Raw genomic sequence first — 15,849 nt, forward strand, 5'->3', positions numbered from 1 at the left:
CGTGGGGCGCTGATCGGCGCGGCGTCGGGCTAGCCGACAAGTCCCGTGCACCGGACCGGAAAACTAATCGAACCCTCGCCTGGTCAGACCTCACTCGGCGAGTCAGGTTCGCGTCACTTCGAGCCATGTCACCATTTGTCCGCGTTACCGGCACGCTCTGTGTCAGCTGTGGGTGTGACATGGAGGGATCGAGGTGGATATCCGCGGAAGATCGGAATTCACGGGATCCGAACTCAACTCACTGTGCCGCGTCGGACGGTGCGCGCTCGCACCCCACCGCGCACCGATCGGGGCAACCGGACGGACGTACGGCGGATCTCAGCCAACGCTCAGGCTGCGGGCCGTACCGTGTGCCGCATGACATCGCCGTCGCCGGCCGCGTGGTTCCGGCGTGCCCTGCCCACCCGCCGCCGGGCGACCGCCGCCGCGGTGGTCGTCGTGCTGTTGGCCGCCGCCGTGACCTGGGCGGTGTGGCCACAGGGACCGGGTGTACGCACCGAGAGCGCGATGCTCACCGTCCGGTCCGGACCGTCCGGTGACCAACCGGTGAACCTGGACACCACCCTCTACCTGCCGGACGACGCCTCGTCCGGTCGGAAGGTGCCGGCGGTGCTGCTGGCGCACGGGTTCGGCGGCACGAAGGAGTCGGTTCGCTCCGACGCGGAGGAGTTCGCCGGGCGCGGCTACGCGGTGCTCACGTGGACCGCGCGGGGCTTCGGTCGCAGCGGCGGTGAGATCCACCTGGACAACCCGGACTACGAGGTTCGCGACGCTGAGCGGCTGCTGGACTGGCTGGCCGCTCGGCCGGAGGTGCGCACCGACGCCGCCGGCGACCCGAAGGTCGGCGTGGTCGGCGGCTCGTACGGAGGTGGGTTGGCGTTGCTGCTGGCCGCCCAGGACCGTCGGGTCGACGCGATCGTGCCCATGATCACTTGGAACGACCTGTCCCGCGCGTTCCTGCCGGAGAGCACCGGCGGAGCGCCGACCGAGGGCGTGTTCAAGAAGGGCTGGGCCGGTCTCTTCTTCGGCGGGGGCGGCAACGTGGGCTCCGGCCCGGCCGGGCTCTCCGGCGCGACCGCCGCCCAGCCGCAGGGCGCACCGGCGTCCGCCGGCCCGCCCAGCCCCGGGCCGGGCGCCGGCCCCGGCACCGGCACCGGTGTCGCCCCGGCCGGTGCCGCCGACCCGTCCTGCGGTCGCTTCGCCGCCGACGTCTGCGCCGCGTACCTCCGGATCGCCACCACCGGTCGCGGCGACCAGGCCGCCGTGGACCTGCTGCGCCGTTCCAGCCCGGCCGGTGTGCTGGACCGGATCAAGGCGCCCACCCTGCTGGTGCAGGGCGAGGCGGACACCCTCTTCCCGCTCGGTGAGGCGGACGCGAACGCCCGCGGCATCGCCGCCACCGGCACTCCGGTGCGGGTCGCCTGGTTCACCGGCGGGCACGACGGTGGCAGTGGACCCCGCTCGGACGAAGACCGGGTGAAGTTCCTGACCGTCCAGTGGCTCGACCACTACGTCAAGGGCGAGGGCGACGCGCCCGGCGACGACTTCACCTGGTCGCGGATCGCCGGCTTCGACGCACTCGACAGGGGTCTCGTCGCCACCGGATTCCGCCGCGCCGACTACCCGGGCCTCGCCGGCAACGCCCGCCGGGAGGTGACGGTCGCCGGTCCGGCACAGCCGATCGCGAACCCGCCGAACGGCAACCCGGCCGCCATCTCCTCGATCCCGTTCGCCGGCGGGCTCGCCTCGCTGCTGGACGGCGTGGCCGGTGACGTGCCCGGCCAGCACGCCCAGTTCGAGTCCACCCCGCTGGCCGAGGCGGTGGACGTGGCCGGTGCGCCCACCGTCACCCTGCGGGCCGCGTCGCCGACCGGCGAGGCGGTGCTCTTCGTCAAGCTCTACGACGTCGACCCGGACGGCGCGGCCACCCTGCCGAACGGCCTGGTCGCCCCGATCCGGCTCACCGGCCTGCCGCAGCAGGTGCAGGACGCCCGCCCGGTCACCGTGACGCTGCCCGGGATCGTCCGCCGGGTGGAGGCCGGGCACCGGCTGCGACTGGTGGTGGCCACCTCCGACCAGGCGTACACCACGCCCGCCGCGCCCACGGTCTACACGGTGGCCGCGGACGGCGCTGTCAGCCTGCCCACTGTCAGCGGTGAGCCGATCCCCACCGCGGCGACGATCTGGCGCTGGGTGCTCGCCGGCCTGCTCGCCGCCATCGTGATCGGGCTCGTCGTGGTCGTCGCCCTGGTCCGCCGCCGGCACCGCCGCCAGGACCGGTCGGTGCATCCGGAGTACGCGGACACCCCGCTGGCCGTGCGCGCACTGCGCAAGGAGTACGCGGACGGCTTCGTCGCCGTGTCGAACGTGGACTTCGAGGTGCACCCCGGTCAGGTAGTGGGTCTGCTCGGGCCGAACGGCGCCGGCAAGACCACCACCCTGCGGGTGTTGATGGGGCTGACCCAGCCGACCGCCGGGGAGATCTACGTCTTCGGTCGTCGGCTGGTGCCCGGCTCGCCGGTGCTGTCCCGGATCGGGGCGCTGGTGGAGGGGCCGGGCTTCCTGCCGCACCTGTCGGGTCTGGACAATCTGAAGGCGTACTGGCGGGCCACCGGGCGGCCGTGGGAGGACGCACAGTTCGACGCGGCGCTGGAGATCGCCGGGCTGGGTGACTCGGTACACCGGAAGATCAAGAACTACAGCCACGGGATGCGCCAGCGGCTCGCCATCGCCCAGGCCATGCTCGGCCTTCCCGAACTGCTGGTGTTGGACGAGCCGACCGACGGGCTGGACCCGCCGCAGATCGCCGAGATGCGGCGGGTGCTCCAGCGGTACGCCACGGACGGTCGGGCGGTGCTGGTCTCCAGTCACCTGCTGGCCGAGGTGGAGCAGACGTGCACGCACGCGGTGGTGGTGAACAAGGGCCGGATCGTGGCGTCCGGGCCGGTGGAGGAGATCGTGGGCGAGTCGCCGAGCGTGCTCTTCGACGTCACCGACCCGGTGGCGGCGCGAGCGGTGCTGGACCGGCTGCACGGGGTCCGCGTGTTGCCGGAGAGCGACGGCCAACTGGTCGTCGACACCAACGGCACGGCCCGCAGTGAGGTGGTGGCGGAGCTGGTGCGCGCCGGCATCGGGGTGGACCGGGTGGTGCCTCGGCGGCGCCTGGAGGACGCGTTCCTCGCCCTGGTGGGCGAGAACTCTCGGGGAAGCGGTGACCGGTGATGGCTGTTACTGATGCGGGTGAGGCCCGCGGTTACCGGCCGTCGGCCACCATGCCGTTCGTGGCGGAGTTCCGTCGGCAGGCGTCCCGGCGGCGGACCCAGCTGGCGCTCGGGTTCATGGTGCTGCTGCCGCTGATCATCCTGATCGCGTTCCAGTTCGATTCGGGCGGCGACGACGACAACGGTCGCAACGAGTTCGCCAGCCTGGTCGAGCTGGCCACCTCGGGCGGGCTCAACTTCACCCTGTTCTCGATCTTCGTCTCGGCGTCGTTCCTGCTGGTGGTGGTCGTCGCGCTGTTCTGCGGCGACACGGTGGCCAGCGAGGCGAGCTGGGGCAGCCTGCGGTATCTGCTGGCGATCCCGGTGCCCCGGGCGCGGTTGTTGACGGTGAAGCTGGTGGTCGCGCTCGCGTACTCGGGGCTGGCCCTGATCCTGTTGGCCGGCACCGCGCTGCTGGCCGGCACCCTGCGCTACGGCTGGTCGCCGCTGCGCAGCACCGTCGCCGCCGAGCTGGAACCCACCGAGGGGCTGCTCCGGTTGCTGGCCGTGCTGGGCTACCTGGCGGTCGTACTGCTGGTGGTGGCCGGCCTGGCGTTCCTGCTGTCGGTGACCACTGACGCCGCGCTGGGCGCTGTGGGTGGTGCGGTCCTGCTCTGGATCCTGTCCAGCATCCTGGACCAGATCACCGCCCTGGGCGCGCTGCGCGACTTCCTGCCCACCCACTTCAGTACCGCCTGGCTGGGTCTGCTGTCGACTCCGGTGCAAACCGACGACGTGGTGCGCGGCTGCATCTCCGCGATCAGCTACGCGACGCTGTTCTGGGGGCTGGCGTTCTGGCGCTTCACCCGCAAGGACATCACCTCGTAGCGGGTCGGCTCACAGTCGGCTGTCCGGCGGGCTCACCGACGACGGCACCGCGCTCGGCGCCGGCGGCGGGGCCGGTCGGGTCGGCACCGGCGTGGACGGGTCGGCCTTCTTCCAGGCGCTGACGCCGATCCGGCCGGTGTTGCCGAGGTCGATCGGCCCGTCCGGGTCGACCTCTTCGGCCGGCTGCCCGGCGGCGGGCGCCACAGTCAGGAACTCGCCGTTGGTGGCCACCACCGTCGAGTCGGTGACCAGGTTGCGCCAGAGCACCACGGCGGTGGCCCGCTCCCCGGCGGCGAGGATGACCTGCCGGGGTGGTTGGTCGAAGCCCGAGGTGATCTCCTTCGCGCCGTTGACCACCCGCAGCATGATCGGCTCGCGCGCTTCGTCGAACACGTGCAGCACGGGGTACCCGTCGAGCTGGTAGGGGTGCTCGCCGCAGTTGACCAGCTCCAGGCCGAGGGCGCGCAGGCCCATCGCGGCGTCCCCGCCGGTCGACTGGATCCGAACGCCGGTGGCCGGGCAATCGGCCAGCGGCTCGGTGCTGGCGGGCGCGGTACGTGGTCGCGGGCCGTCCGGGCCGCCCTGGCCGCGATGGTCGCCAGGTATACACGCGCCGAGTGTGAGAGCCGCCATGAACGCCGTGACCGTCGCGGATGCCGTGCTGACCCGTCGCCGCGCTGCCGTCCCGCGAGAGATCATCAGTAGATCCTCGCCCACGAAGAACCCACACCGTCACCCCGCCCCCGCCGATCTTGCAGGTTCAGTCGCCGATACGCACGGAATGCCCGCTATCTCACGACAGCAGGTGCAAGATCGCGAAGAAGGGGGCAGGCCCACCTCGTCGATCATGGAGTTGTGGTGCCTGGTCTGGCGCCGGGTGGGCGCTTTGTCACCCACCACAACTCCTTGATCGACGGAGTGGTGTGGGGGCCGTTGTGGGGACGGTCGGGTCGGCCGTTGCTGGGGACTCGACGGGGTGGCTTCGGCGGCGTGCCGGCCGAGGTGCCCGTTGGGCGGCGGCTCTTCGCTGATGTCGTAGACGATTCAGCTCCAAAGCGAGCGCCTGGGGCAGGTCCCACCCGCCGCCGCGCGGGCCGCTGCCGGACGGGTCAGGGTGAGGCGGGGTCAGGCTGGCGGGCGCTGGGTGAGGACCGCGTCCAGCAGGCCCGGGTAGAGCTTGTCCAGTTCGTCCCGGCGGAGCCGGACCAGTCGGCTGGTGCCGGCGGCCCGGGTCCGGGTCAGGCCTGCCTCGCGCAGCACCTTGAGGTGGTGGCTACGGGTCGCCTTGGAGACGCCGAAGTCGAAACTGCCGCAGGCGGCCTCGCCGCCCTCGGCGAGCGCCCGGACGATCTGAAGCCGCACGTCGTCGGCGAGTGCGGCCAACACGCTGGTGACCGGTACGGCGGTCAGGTCGGGCTCGTGCGGCTCCATGTGAGCAGTGTAACCCTTGTTCGACAATCATCGAACAACACCCTATGGTCGGTGTCGTTGGTTCGACGATACTCGAACATTGGAGTTGCGATGCGATCTCGCGCCACCGCGTACCCACTGGTCGCCGTGCTCGGCTGGGGCGTGATGTTCCCGATCCTGGCCAGCGCGCTCGACCGGGTCGACCCGCTCAACCTGACCACCGCGCGCTACCTGCTGGCCGCCGTCGTCCTGGTCGCCATCCTGCTGCTCCGCGAGGGTGCCGGCGCACTGCGCCACGGTGGCCGGGCGCTGGAGGTGGTGGTGCTCGGAGTGGTCGGCTTCGCGGGCTTCAACCTGCTCACCAACCTGGCGCTCGAACATGCCGCCCCGCAGCAGATCTCCCTCTTCGTGGCCACCACTCCGGTGATCACCCAGCTCGTCCGCTGGGCTCGCGACGGCGTACGTCCGAAGCCGCTGCTGCTGGCCCTCTCCCTGGTGGCGCTGCTCGGCGTCGGTCTGGTGATCACGCGCGGCAGCCTGGCCGGGCTCGGCCAGTTCGGCCTCGGCGGGCTCATGATGATCGGCGCGGTGCTGGGCTGGGGCATCTACACCCACGGCGCCAGCCGGTTCGGCGAGTGGTCGCCGCTGCGCTTCACCACACTGACCGCGCTCGCCGGCACGGCCGCCATGCTCGTCCTGAGCATCGGCGCCGACGCCGTCGGCTGGCAGCACGCGCCGGCCGCCGCCGACCTCGTGGCGGTCGCCCCGCAACTGGCGTACGCCGTGCTGGTGGGTGCCGTGATCGCGGTCCTGGCCTGGAACACCGGCGTGCAGCGACTCGGCGCCGCCAACGCCGCGCTGTTCATGAACCTGGTTCCGGTGACCACCTTCGCGGTGCAGATCGCCCGCGGCTACCGCCCGGAGCCCGTGGAACTGGTCGGGGCCGCCATCACGATCGCCGCCCTGATCGCCGCGAACCTCGCCGCCCGGCCCCGGACCACGTCGCTGCCCCGGCCGAGCGCGGTGACGGACCCGATCGCGGTGACCGACCCGGTGGCCGTGAGCGCCCGCTGACCCACCGACCCGCGGCGGCAGCAGGGGACAGCTCCAGTGGTCCAACCGTGGCAGGATGAACCGCCAGGACCAGCAGTTTCCGTCGATCCCTGGATGCCTGGTGAGGGGGCCGTTGTGACGTCGCTCGAAACCGAGGCCATGCGCAGGGCGGGCCAGACGATCAGCGAGGACGCGAAGTCATTCGCCGACACGGTGCTGCCCAAGATCGCCTCGCTGACACTGCCGCGGGATGCCTTTCCGATGTTCGCGTGGAACCTGCCTGACGACTACGAGCGGGTCCGGCAGGGCGTGGGCGACGTCGCAGCGGCGCTCCAGAAGACGATGGACTCGATCGGCACCGCACTGACCGCCATCGCCACCCACTACGAGGAGCAGGAGCGGGTGCGGGGCGAGAACTTCACATACCAGGATTGAACGGAGCCGTGATGTCCGACTCCTCGCTCTACTCCGACCGGGTCGACGACGACACCACCGAAAGCCTCTGGATGCTCGTCGGTGTCCTCGGCACCGGGCTCGCCGCGGCCGTCTGGCCCACAGTTGGCGGTCCGGCGGTGGTGGCCGGCATCACCGCCCTTGTCGAGGTCAACATCCGCACGCCGGACCCATGGGAAAAGGGTTCCGAGGCGTGGAACGACATGAGCGACGTGTTCGAGCAGGCCAAGGCGGGGCTGACCCGGGCGCGAGGTGACGTCGACACTTACTGGGCCGATCAGGGCGCCGAGGCGTTCAAGGCGTTCCTGGAGACGCGCATCGAGCCCGCGCTCGACGCGATCGCTCAGGCGGCGAGCAACGTCCGCAACATGTGCGACGACATGCGGTGGGGTCTGATGACGAACCTGCTCAGCTACGTCAGTGTCACGGGAGCGACGCTGGTGGCGGCCGCTGTGGCCTATCTTTCCGGCCCCTACACACCCGCCGTGCAGTGGGCGATCGTCGGAGCCTGGGCGACATTCGCCATCACGACGCTCGCCGCCGTGCTGACCTTCGTGCAGCAGGTGTGGACGGCTGGGCGTGACGTCGCCGACGCCTTCAGCGTTCTGGAGAACATGTTCACAAGCGACAGTGACCGGATCGACACCACGAGCCTGCAGTTGCCCGAGCAGGTCCGGGTTCGCATCACCGAGCCGAAGGGCTGGGTGAAGGAGTGAGCGACGTACCAGCCTTCGAGCACGCGACGCGCGAGGCGGAACGCGCTGCCCTGACCACTGGGTCGCTGCGAGCGATGACCGACCAGCTCAACGGGGTCCTCGCCCGAATCGCCGAGGCGCAGGAGACGGTCTACGAGGGCACTGACGACTCGGGCACAGTGGTGGTCAGGGCCACCGGCGCAGGCCGGGTCGAAGACGTCTACCTGAGCCCGCAGGCGGTCCGCGACCTCGACGCACAGGCCCTCGGGGCGGCGTGCGTGACAGCCGTCAGCGACGCCAGGATGCGCGCCGCCCAGGGCCTGACCGCAACGATCGCCGAGATCTCCGGTCAGCCCGCTCCGGTCGACGGTCCCGCGTCGGTTCCGCAGACGTACGATCCGGCGTCGGCCGCCGAGGCCCTGCGCGCAGCCGCCCGGAGGGCCAGATGAACCCCGATGCCCTGTCGGCGATCCGTCGGGACATCGCCGCCGCCCTGGAGTCGGCGGCGGAGTTCGCCGAGCGGCCGGCGAGCGAGCAGTACCAGGCCGCGGCCGGCGACGGCGCGGTGATCGCCACCGTCGGGGCGGGCGGTCAACTGCTCGACGTACGGATCACGCCGCAGGCCCGGCGTACCGTGGACAATCTCACCCTCGGCGAGCACGTCCGCGACGCGATTCGAGCCGCCGAGGCCGAAGCCGAGCAGGCACGCACCGCTCTGCTCGGGTCCCTGACCATCGGCGGCCGCTCGGTCGCCGAGATCCTGGCCAACCCGGAGGCCGCGATGCCCGGCACCATCCGACCGAGGCGGCAGCGATGACCCCCGCGCAACGCGCCGTGGTCACCATGGTGTCCGTCCTGGTCGCGCTCCTCTTCGTGTCGGGTGGGATCTGGCTGCTCAGCGGCAGCGAACGGCTCACGGGCGGCGCCATCGCGACCGCCGGCTGGATTCTCGTGGCCGCCATTGCCATCCTCTGGGCCGTGGCGCTATACCTCGGGCGTCGACGCCGGCGCTGACCAGCAGCGCGCCGACCGCCGGGATGCCGGCGGTCGGCTCACAGCGTGGGATCTGCGGTAGCAGCGACCGACAGCGTTGTCCTAGACTCGACGGCACAACTGAATACCTCATCCAGAGGGGCTGAGGGATACGGCCCGACGACGCCCCGGCAACCACCCCGCGCGCTCACCGCTGAGCGACCCGTGGGGCAGGTGCCAATTCCGTCCCCGCCGCACCGTGCGATGCGGGGAAAGATGAGAGGACTCTCGACATGACGTCGACGCTCGTCGCCTCCGGCATCGACACCTCCGCCAGCCCCGCCCGCGCCCTGGTCTGCCGTGCCTGTTCGGCCCGCTACCCGCTCGCCGCCCAGCACGCCTGTTACGAGTGTTTCGGCCCGCTGGAAGTCGACTACGACGCCGCCGCGCTGGCCACCGTCACCCGCGAGCAGATCGAGGCCGGCCCGAACAACATCTGGCGGTACGCCGCACTGCTCCCCGCCGGTCAGGACCCGGCCACCCGGGTCACCCTCGACCCGGGGCTGACCCCACTGGTGGCGGCCCCGCACCTCGCCGCCGAGCTGGGCATCACCGCGCCGCTCTGGGTCAAGGACGACAGCGCCAACCCCACCCACTCGTTCAAGGACCGGGTCGTCTCGGTGGCGCTCACCGCCGCCAAGGCGCTCGGCTTCAGCCGGTTCGCCTGCGCGTCGACCGGCAACCTGGCCAACTCGGTGGCCGCCCACGCCGCCCGCGCCGGGGCGCCCTCGGTGGTCTTCATCCCCAGCGACCTGGAGCAGGGCAAGGTCATCACCACCGCCGTCTACGGCGGCGAACTGGTCGCCATCGACGGCTCGTACGACGATGTCAACAGGCTCTGCGGCGAGTTGGTGGAGACCGACGAGTTCGAGGACACCGCGTTCGTCAACGTGAACGTCCGCCCGTACTACGCGGAGGGCTCCAAGACCCTCGGCTACGAGGTGGCCGAGCAGCTCGGCTGGCGGATCCCGGCGCAGGTGGTCATCCCGATGGCCAGTGGCGAGCTGCTCACCAAGATTGACAAGGCGTTCTCCGAGCTGGTGGAGATCGGCCTGGTCGAGGCGCCCGCCGACGGGTGGAAGGTCTTCGGCGCGCAGTCCGCCGGCTGCAACCCGATCGCCGTCGCCCTGCACGCCGAAACCGACACGATCGTCCCGGTCAAGCCGACCGGCATCGCCAAGTCGCTCAACATCGGCGACCCGGCGGCCGGCCTCTACGCCCTGGAGGCGGTTCGCCGCACCGGCGGCTGGATGGAGTACGCCGACGACGACGAGATCCGGGCGGGCATCCGCGATCTGGCCCGCACCACCGGGGTCTTCGCCGAAACCGCGGGTGGGGTCACAGTGGCCGTGCTGCGCAAACTGGTCGAGTCCGGTCGGCTCGACCCGACGGCCGAGACCGTCGTGTTCAACACCGGCGAGGGTCTGAAGACCATCGACGCGGTGGCCGGCCAGGTCGGGCCGACCCATCACATCAAGCCCTCGCTGCGCGCCGCCCGCGACGCCGGCCTCCTCGGCTGAACGGGGGACCGAGTGGATCAGCCGGTAACTGGGTTTTCGCTGTGAGTGTGGAAAACCCGCCGCTACGGACTTGACGGCAGGAACCGGACGGCGCAAGATGCTCCGTGCGGGAGGGCATTTCGCCGAAGACTTTTGAAGTTCTTGCGACCCAACGCCGGAGGCGTTGTGCGAGTGTCCCTCCCGACCACGTTCGATAGGGCCAGCGATTAATCGCTGGCCCTATCGCTTTTCCCGGGTGCACCCTCAGCGGCATGAGCATCACGATCGCGCCGTTCGACGGCGCCGACCGGACTTCCGTCGACGAGGCGTACCGGATCGGGGTGGCGGTCAACGACGCCGATCTGCCGGACCTACCGCCCTTCTGCCGACGCCGGTTCGACGCGCTGTTCCACACGCCGTTGCCCGGCACCCGGACGCTCTGGGCGCTGGCCCGACTGGACGGCGCCCCGGCCGGCTTCCTGCAACTGGACCTGCCGCAGCTCGACAACACCGACAACGCCACCGTCGAGCTGAAGGTGCGTCCGGAGCTGCGGCGCCGGGGCGTCGGTCGGGCCCTGCACGAGTACGGCGTACGGCTGCTGCGCGAGCACGGCCGCAAGCGGGTCGTCGGGCTGACCGTTTCCGCGTTGCCCGACGGGCCGGCTCGGAGCGCGGCGGGCGACGCGTTCGCCGCGTCGACCGGCGCCCAGGCCGCGTTGGTCGAGGTGCGTCGCCGGCTGGAGATCGCCGAGATCGACCGGGTCGCGCTCCGCGCGGCACTCGTCGAGGCCCAGCCCCGGGCCGAGGGGTACCGATCGGTGTGCTGGCAGGGCGCCACCCCGCAGGAGTATCTGACGGACATCGCCTACCTGGACGGCCGGCTGATGATGGACGCGCCCCTTGGCGACATGCAGTGGGAGCCGGAGCAGGTGGACGCCGAGCGCATCCGCGGCACCGATCGTGCCCTGGAGGCCAAGGGCCGCCGGCGGTACCACCTCGGGATGCGACACGAGGCGTCCGGCCGGCTGGTCGCCTGGACGCTGCTGGAGGTTGGCGCCTCCGCCGACTGGCACGCGTTCCAGCAGATCACCATCGTCGACCCCGCACATCGTGGGCACCGGCTCGGCCTGATCGCCAAGGCGGAGAACCTGCATCACCTGCTCACCCACGAGCCGGCGGTGCGCAGCATCGACACCATCAACGCGGCCAGCAACAGCTACATGGTGGCGATCAACGAGCAGCTCGGCTTCCGTCCGGTGGACTCCTGGACCGACTGGCAGCTCACGCTCTGACCCGGCTGGTCACCCGTCGGTCCGTTCCAAGCGCTCGACCAGCTCGCCGATCGCAGCGTGAAAGTCGTCGTCCGGAGTGAACCGGTGGCCCTGCACCGGCGGGGGCACTGTGTCGGTCGGCGGGATGAGCAGTCCCTTCGGGTCCCGTACCCGACGGTCGACCCGGGCAGCCGGGTCGTCGGGTCCGTCCGGGAGCGGGACGAACACCGGTCCGCCCACCGCGTCGGTGTACCGCCACAGGTTGATCCACCGCCAGGCCAACCGGCTGCCGACCTCGCGCAACATCTCGTCGCTGACGTACGCCGGGAAGATCCGCCGATACCGGTTTCCGAGCGGGGCGCCGTAGGTGAGCAGGGCCACCCGCCTGCGGCAGTGGTCGGGCAGTTGAAGGATCGTCACCGCCGCGAGCACGCTGCCGTGACTCTGCCCGGACAGCACCACCGCGTTCCCGTCGGCGGTGAGCTGCCCGATCCGACGGGTCAGCTCGGGGACCGCCCGCTCGACGTAGCACGGCGGGGCGAGCGGGTGCGCGGCACGCGGCCAGAAGGTGGCCAGTTCCCAGAGCACCCCGACCAGCCGGATCGCGCCCGATCGGTAGGCGACAAGTCCCATCACCGCGAGGACCGTGGCGAACAGCCCGATCAGCAGAGCACCCACATCGGTCACGAAGATCACCGGCCGGGCCAACGGCTCGCCGCCCAGTCGGAACGCGAGCGCACCCGGGCCGGGACCGATCACCGAGAGCCCGGCCGCCGCGAGGGTGAGCAGCGCCAACACCACGTACGCGGTGGCCAGCAGCCCTCCGAGCCGATCCGTCAGCCGGGCACGCACTATCGCGTCGCGGACGGCCCGCACTCGTTCGGGGGCCGCCCGGGAGGCTTCCGGAAAGTCCCGCCGGACCAGTTCCTCGGCCTCCCGACGGCGACGATCACGGCGAAGCCGGGGGACGAGCACTGCCGTCACGACCACCAGGAGCACGGCGAGGGTGAAGCCGAGGGTGACCCAGCGGTAGGCGATCGGCGGAGACAACGGTGGGGCGCCAGGCGGCAGCGGCCGTGCCGGCGTCGGGCTGGAGCCACGGTCCAGGTACTCGGCGAGCCCATAGGTCAGGCCCGAGGAGTACGCGACGCCCAGCCCGATCGCGACGGTTATCAGCACCGGCGCGCCCAGCCCGGCCAACAGGAAGTGGGGCCGGGGAAGGGAACGACGCTGCACCACGACCACCAGGCCGAGCATCGCGAGCAGCACCACCTGCCCGGCGAACAGCCCGGCGACCAGCATCCCGTACCCCGGCATCATCCCCTCGGCCGTCCACGGCGGCCGTGGCAGCAACGCGTACCCCAGGGTCAGCGCGGTGAGCGCGACGGCCACCCAGCGGATCATCCGCGAACTCCGCTGGTCCTGCTCTCCGCGCCGCTCTATCGCCGGCCGGCAGAGCAGCACCACCGCGCCCGCGAGCAGCGCCACGTCCGCGGCCAGCAGCAGCCAGCCGGACACTGTGGCGTCGTGCGGTGCCAGAACCAGCAGCAGAGTGATGTCGAGCGTGCCCAGCGCCACCGCGACGTGAACCGACCGCAGGCGGCGCAGCAGCGAGCGGGTGTCCCAGAAGGCGGGCGCGTCGAGCCGGTCCGCACCCACGCCGGGCGCGTGGTCGCTGTCCTCGGGGAGCTGCCAGGTCCGGGCACCGAGCCGCCAGATCAGGACGATCGCGATGATCGGCGGTACGGCCAGCAGCGCGAGCCGCTGCCCGGGCGGCACGTCGCCCAGCCAGGAGATCTCCCGTCGCCCCTCCAGGCACCTCGGGTAGGCCGCGCACTGCCACGCGATCAGGTCGAGGGACACCCCGACGGTGGAGAGCACGTACATCGCGGTCATGGTCGCGGCCAACAGTCGGCACAGCGCCCGCGCGGCATGGCCGCCGCGGCCGGTGACCGGCAGCATCCACACCGCGATGTTGCTGAGCATGAACGGCAAGAGCAGGACCAGGGAAAACGTCCGGGTGGCGGTGCCGCCGGTCAGTCTGCTCCAGCGGTACGCCTCAAGCGTCACCCCGTTGCGGTCAGCGGCGGCGCCGTAACCGGGCCGGGGCCGGTAGAAGCCGGCGTTGTCGTCTCCCGCGAACCGCGCGACGATCGGTCGGTCGAGGATCGTCTCGGGCCCCTTGTCGGCGACCCCGTGCACCCGGATCTCGGTGATCCTCACCCGCCGCCCTCCCTGGCCGGCTCCCCTGGCCGGAGGCCCGCGGTTACCCGCTGCCGCCGCGAGCAACCCCGTGCCGTCGACCATTGGCGCTTCTGCTCCGGAACTCGACCGCGGCATGAGCCGCTGTCGGGCATTCGCGCTACTGCTCGCGGATCGGACTCAGGCATGAGCCGCTGTCGGGCATTCGCGCTACTGCTCGCGGACCGGACTCAGGCATGATGGCGGGCATGACGGAGACCCCGCATCCCCTGTACGACAGGCACGCCGACACCCTCAACCGTGCGCTGACCGCGATCACGGAGCGGGGCTACTGGTCCGCCTATCCCGAATCCCCCAGCCCTCGGGTGTACGGCGAGACCGCCGCCGCCGACGGCAAGGCCGCCTTCGAGGCGTACCTCGGCGGTGACTTCCCGCTCGACCAGCCCGGCGCGGGCGTTCGGGTCGCCACCGAGACGAGCCCGTTCGGGGTGGAGCTGGCGGTGCGGTACCCGCATGCCCGCCCCGGCGAGCTGGTCGACGCCGCCTCCGCCGCGCTGCCGGCGTGGCGTGACGCCGGCCCGCAGGCCCGGGTGGGCGTCTGCCTGGAGATCCTCGACCGGCTGCACAAGCACATCTTCGAGCTGGCCAACGCTGTGCAGTTCACCAGCGGGCAGGCGTTCGTGATGGCCTTCCAGGCCGGTGGTGCGCACGCGCTGGACCGGGCGCTGGAAGCGCTGGCGTACGCGTACGCGGAAATGACCCGGCACCCGGGCACGGCGGGCTGGGAGAAGGCCGCCGGCAAGGGTGACCCGCTGCGGATGACCAAGACGTTCCACGTGGTGCCGCGTGGGGTGGCGCTGGTGATCGGCTGCAACACCTTCCCGACCTGGAACTCGTACCCCGGACTGTTCGCCTCGCTGGTCACCGGCAACCCGGTGATCGTCAAGCCGCACCCGCGCGCGGTGCTGCCGCTGGCCATCACTGTGAAGTACGCCCGGGAGGTGCTGGCCGAGGCCGGGTTCGACCCAAACCTGATCATGCTGGCGGCCGAGGCGCCCGGTGAGAAGCTCGCCAGCGACCTGGCTCTGCACCGCGCCATCCGGATCGTCGACTTCACCGGCTCCACCGAGTACGGCGACTGGCTGGAGACGCACGCGCGGCAGGCATCGGTCTACACCGAGAAGGCCGGCCTCAACACCGTCGTCATCGACTCCACCGACGACTTCGCCGGCATGTGCCGCAACCTCGGGTTCACGCTGACCCTCTACAGCGGGCAGATGTGCACCACCTCACAGAACATCCTCATCCCGGCCGGGGGCATCGAGACCGACCAGGGGCACAAGAGCTTCGACGAGGTGGCCGGCGGGATTGCCGCTGCCGTCGGCAAGCTCACCGCCGACCCGGCCCGAGGCGTGGAGCTGACCGGCGCCATCGTCAACGACGGGGTGCTGGAGCGGCTGGCCGAGGTGACCAAGGTCGGCGAGCCCGTGCTGGAGTCGCGGACCGTGGCCCACCCGTCGTACGCCGACGCGGTGGTGCGTACCCCGACGATCGTGAAGCTGACCGCTGACGACACGGAGACGTACGGCCGGGAATGGTTCGGGCCGATCTCCTTCGCCATCGCTACCGACTCCACCACGCACAGCCTGGAGCTGCTGCGCCGGACGGTCGGCGAGAAGGGCGCGCTCACCGCCGGGGTCTACTCGACCGACGAGGCCGTGCTGGACGCGACCGAGGCGGTGGCGGTAGAGGTCGGGGTGCACCTGTCCTGCAACCTCACCGGCGGTGTCTTCGTCAACCAGTCGGCGGCGTTCTCCGACTTCCACGGCAGTGGGGCCAACGCTGCTGCCAACTCGGCGCTGACCGACGGGGCGTACGTCGCCAACCGGTTCCGGATCGTGCAGTCTCGGCGTCATGTTTGATCTTTAGTTGCGGTGGGGTTTCCGGGGCAGCCCGACCCGCTCCGGGCGGTCAGGCTTGATCCCTGCGCGGGTCGGGCTGCCCCGGAAACCCGTTCCTGGGCAGGCTCGTCGCATCGCTGCCGGCTTTTCAGGGGCATCAGCGTGGCTCTTGCCCTGGAAAGGTTCCCTTCTAGGCTGCTCTGCGCATCTGTAGCTCGTTCAGGGCGGGGATCGTGGGGTGGGGG

Annotated in this window: 14 protein-coding genes and 1 riboswitch; of the genes, 11 read left to right on the plus strand and 3 right to left on the minus strand. The window is 71.3% G+C overall.

Features of this window, described 5'->3' with window-relative positions; translation table 11 throughout:
* Window positions 1-357: 357 nt before the first annotated feature.
* Window positions 358-3,222 (plus strand): alpha/beta fold hydrolase, encoded by a 2,865-nt coding sequence (locus ACLJOK_RS33095; protein ID WP_410822404.1) that lies wholly within the window; start codon window positions 358-360, stop codon window positions 3,220-3,222.
* Window positions 3,222-4,088 carry an ABC transporter permease gene (locus ACLJOK_RS33100; RefSeq protein ID WP_238676619.1) on the plus strand — a complete coding sequence of 289 codons (867 nt, stop codon included), beginning with the start codon at window positions 3,222-3,224 and terminating at the stop codon, window positions 4,086-4,088. Before ACLJOK_RS33095 ends, ACLJOK_RS33100 begins: the two co-directional genes overlap by 1 nt.
* 9 nt (window positions 4,089-4,097) lie before the next feature.
* Here the strand turns inward: ACLJOK_RS33100 and ACLJOK_RS33105 are convergent, their stop codons facing one another.
* Window positions 4,098-4,787, minus strand: a complete 690-nt coding sequence (locus ACLJOK_RS33105) for a DUF4232 domain-containing protein (protein ID WP_410822405.1) — start codon at window positions 4,785-4,787, stop codon at window positions 4,098-4,100.
* 426 nt (window positions 4,788-5,213) lie between these two features.
* On the minus strand, window positions 5,214-5,519 hold the full coding sequence (locus tag ACLJOK_RS33110; protein ID WP_410822407.1) for an ArsR/SmtB family transcription factor: 306 nt from the start codon (window positions 5,517-5,519) through the stop codon (window positions 5,214-5,216).
* A gap of 90 nt (window positions 5,520-5,609) precedes the next feature.
* Here ACLJOK_RS33110 and ACLJOK_RS33115 point away from each other — a divergent pair, with 90 nt between their 5' ends.
* The 8 genes from ACLJOK_RS33115 to ACLJOK_RS33150 all read left to right on the plus strand — a co-directional run bounded on the left by ACLJOK_RS33115 (window position 5,610) and on the right by ACLJOK_RS33150 (window position 11,522).
* Window positions 5,610-6,572: a DMT family transporter gene (locus ACLJOK_RS33115; protein WP_410822408.1), complete on the plus strand. Its 963-nt coding sequence runs from the start codon at window positions 5,610-5,612 to the stop codon at window positions 6,570-6,572.
* A gap of 114 nt (window positions 6,573-6,686) precedes the next feature.
* Window positions 6,687-6,986: a hypothetical protein gene (locus ACLJOK_RS33120; RefSeq protein ID WP_410822409.1), complete on the plus strand. Its 300-nt coding sequence runs from the start codon at window positions 6,687-6,689 to the stop codon at window positions 6,984-6,986.
* Window positions 6,987-6,997: 11 nt separating this feature from the next.
* Window positions 6,998-7,720 carry a hypothetical protein gene (locus ACLJOK_RS33125; RefSeq protein ID WP_410822410.1) on the plus strand — a complete coding sequence of 241 codons (723 nt, stop codon included), beginning with the start codon at window positions 6,998-7,000 and terminating at the stop codon, window positions 7,718-7,720.
* On the plus strand, window positions 7,717-8,148 hold the full coding sequence (locus ACLJOK_RS33130; protein WP_410822411.1) for a YbaB/EbfC family nucleoid-associated protein: 432 nt from the start codon (window positions 7,717-7,719) through the stop codon (window positions 8,146-8,148). The genes ACLJOK_RS33125 and ACLJOK_RS33130 overlap by 4 nt, the downstream gene beginning before the upstream one ends.
* Entirely contained in the window at window positions 8,145-8,516 is a 372-nt protein-coding gene (locus tag ACLJOK_RS33135; protein ID WP_410822412.1) for a YbaB/EbfC family nucleoid-associated protein, read from the plus strand. Before ACLJOK_RS33130 ends, ACLJOK_RS33135 begins: the two co-directional genes overlap by 4 nt.
* Window positions 8,513-8,713 (plus strand): hypothetical protein, encoded by a 201-nt coding sequence (locus ACLJOK_RS33140; RefSeq protein ID WP_410822413.1) that lies wholly within the window; start codon window positions 8,513-8,515, stop codon window positions 8,711-8,713. Before ACLJOK_RS33135 ends, ACLJOK_RS33140 begins: the two co-directional genes overlap by 4 nt.
* Before the next feature lie 105 nt (window positions 8,714-8,818).
* Window positions 8,819-8,954: riboswitch (SAM riboswitch) on the plus strand.
* 10 nt (window positions 8,955-8,964) lie between these two features.
* Window positions 8,965-10,251 (plus strand): threonine synthase, encoded by a 1,287-nt coding sequence (gene thrC, locus ACLJOK_RS33145; RefSeq protein ID WP_410822414.1) that lies wholly within the window; start codon window positions 8,965-8,967, stop codon window positions 10,249-10,251.
* Window positions 10,252-10,502: 251 nt separating this feature from the next.
* Complete coding sequence (locus ACLJOK_RS33150) at window positions 10,503-11,522, plus strand: GNAT family N-acetyltransferase (RefSeq protein WP_410822415.1); 1,020 nt, start codon at window positions 10,503-10,505, stop codon at window positions 11,520-11,522.
* A gap of 9 nt (window positions 11,523-11,531) precedes the next feature.
* Here the strand turns inward: ACLJOK_RS33150 and ACLJOK_RS33155 are convergent, their stop codons facing one another.
* Window positions 11,532-13,724 carry a hypothetical protein gene (locus tag ACLJOK_RS33155; RefSeq protein WP_410822416.1) on the minus strand — a complete coding sequence of 731 codons (2,193 nt, stop codon included), beginning with the start codon at window positions 13,722-13,724 and terminating at the stop codon, window positions 11,532-11,534.
* Window positions 13,725-13,951: 227 nt separating this feature from the next.
* On the opposite strand from ACLJOK_RS33155, the gene paaN reads away from it, so the two are divergent.
* Window positions 13,952-15,625 carry a phenylacetic acid degradation protein PaaN gene (gene paaN, locus ACLJOK_RS33160; protein ID WP_410822417.1) on the plus strand — a complete coding sequence of 558 codons (1,674 nt, stop codon included), beginning with the start codon at window positions 13,952-13,954 and terminating at the stop codon, window positions 15,623-15,625.
* The last annotated feature ends 224 nt before the right edge of the window (window positions 15,626-15,849 follow it).

Source organism: Micromonospora sp. 050-3, assembly GCF_046549335.1.
Classification (GTDB): Bacteria; Actinomycetota; Actinomycetes; order Mycobacteriales; family Micromonosporaceae; genus Micromonospora; species Micromonospora trifolii.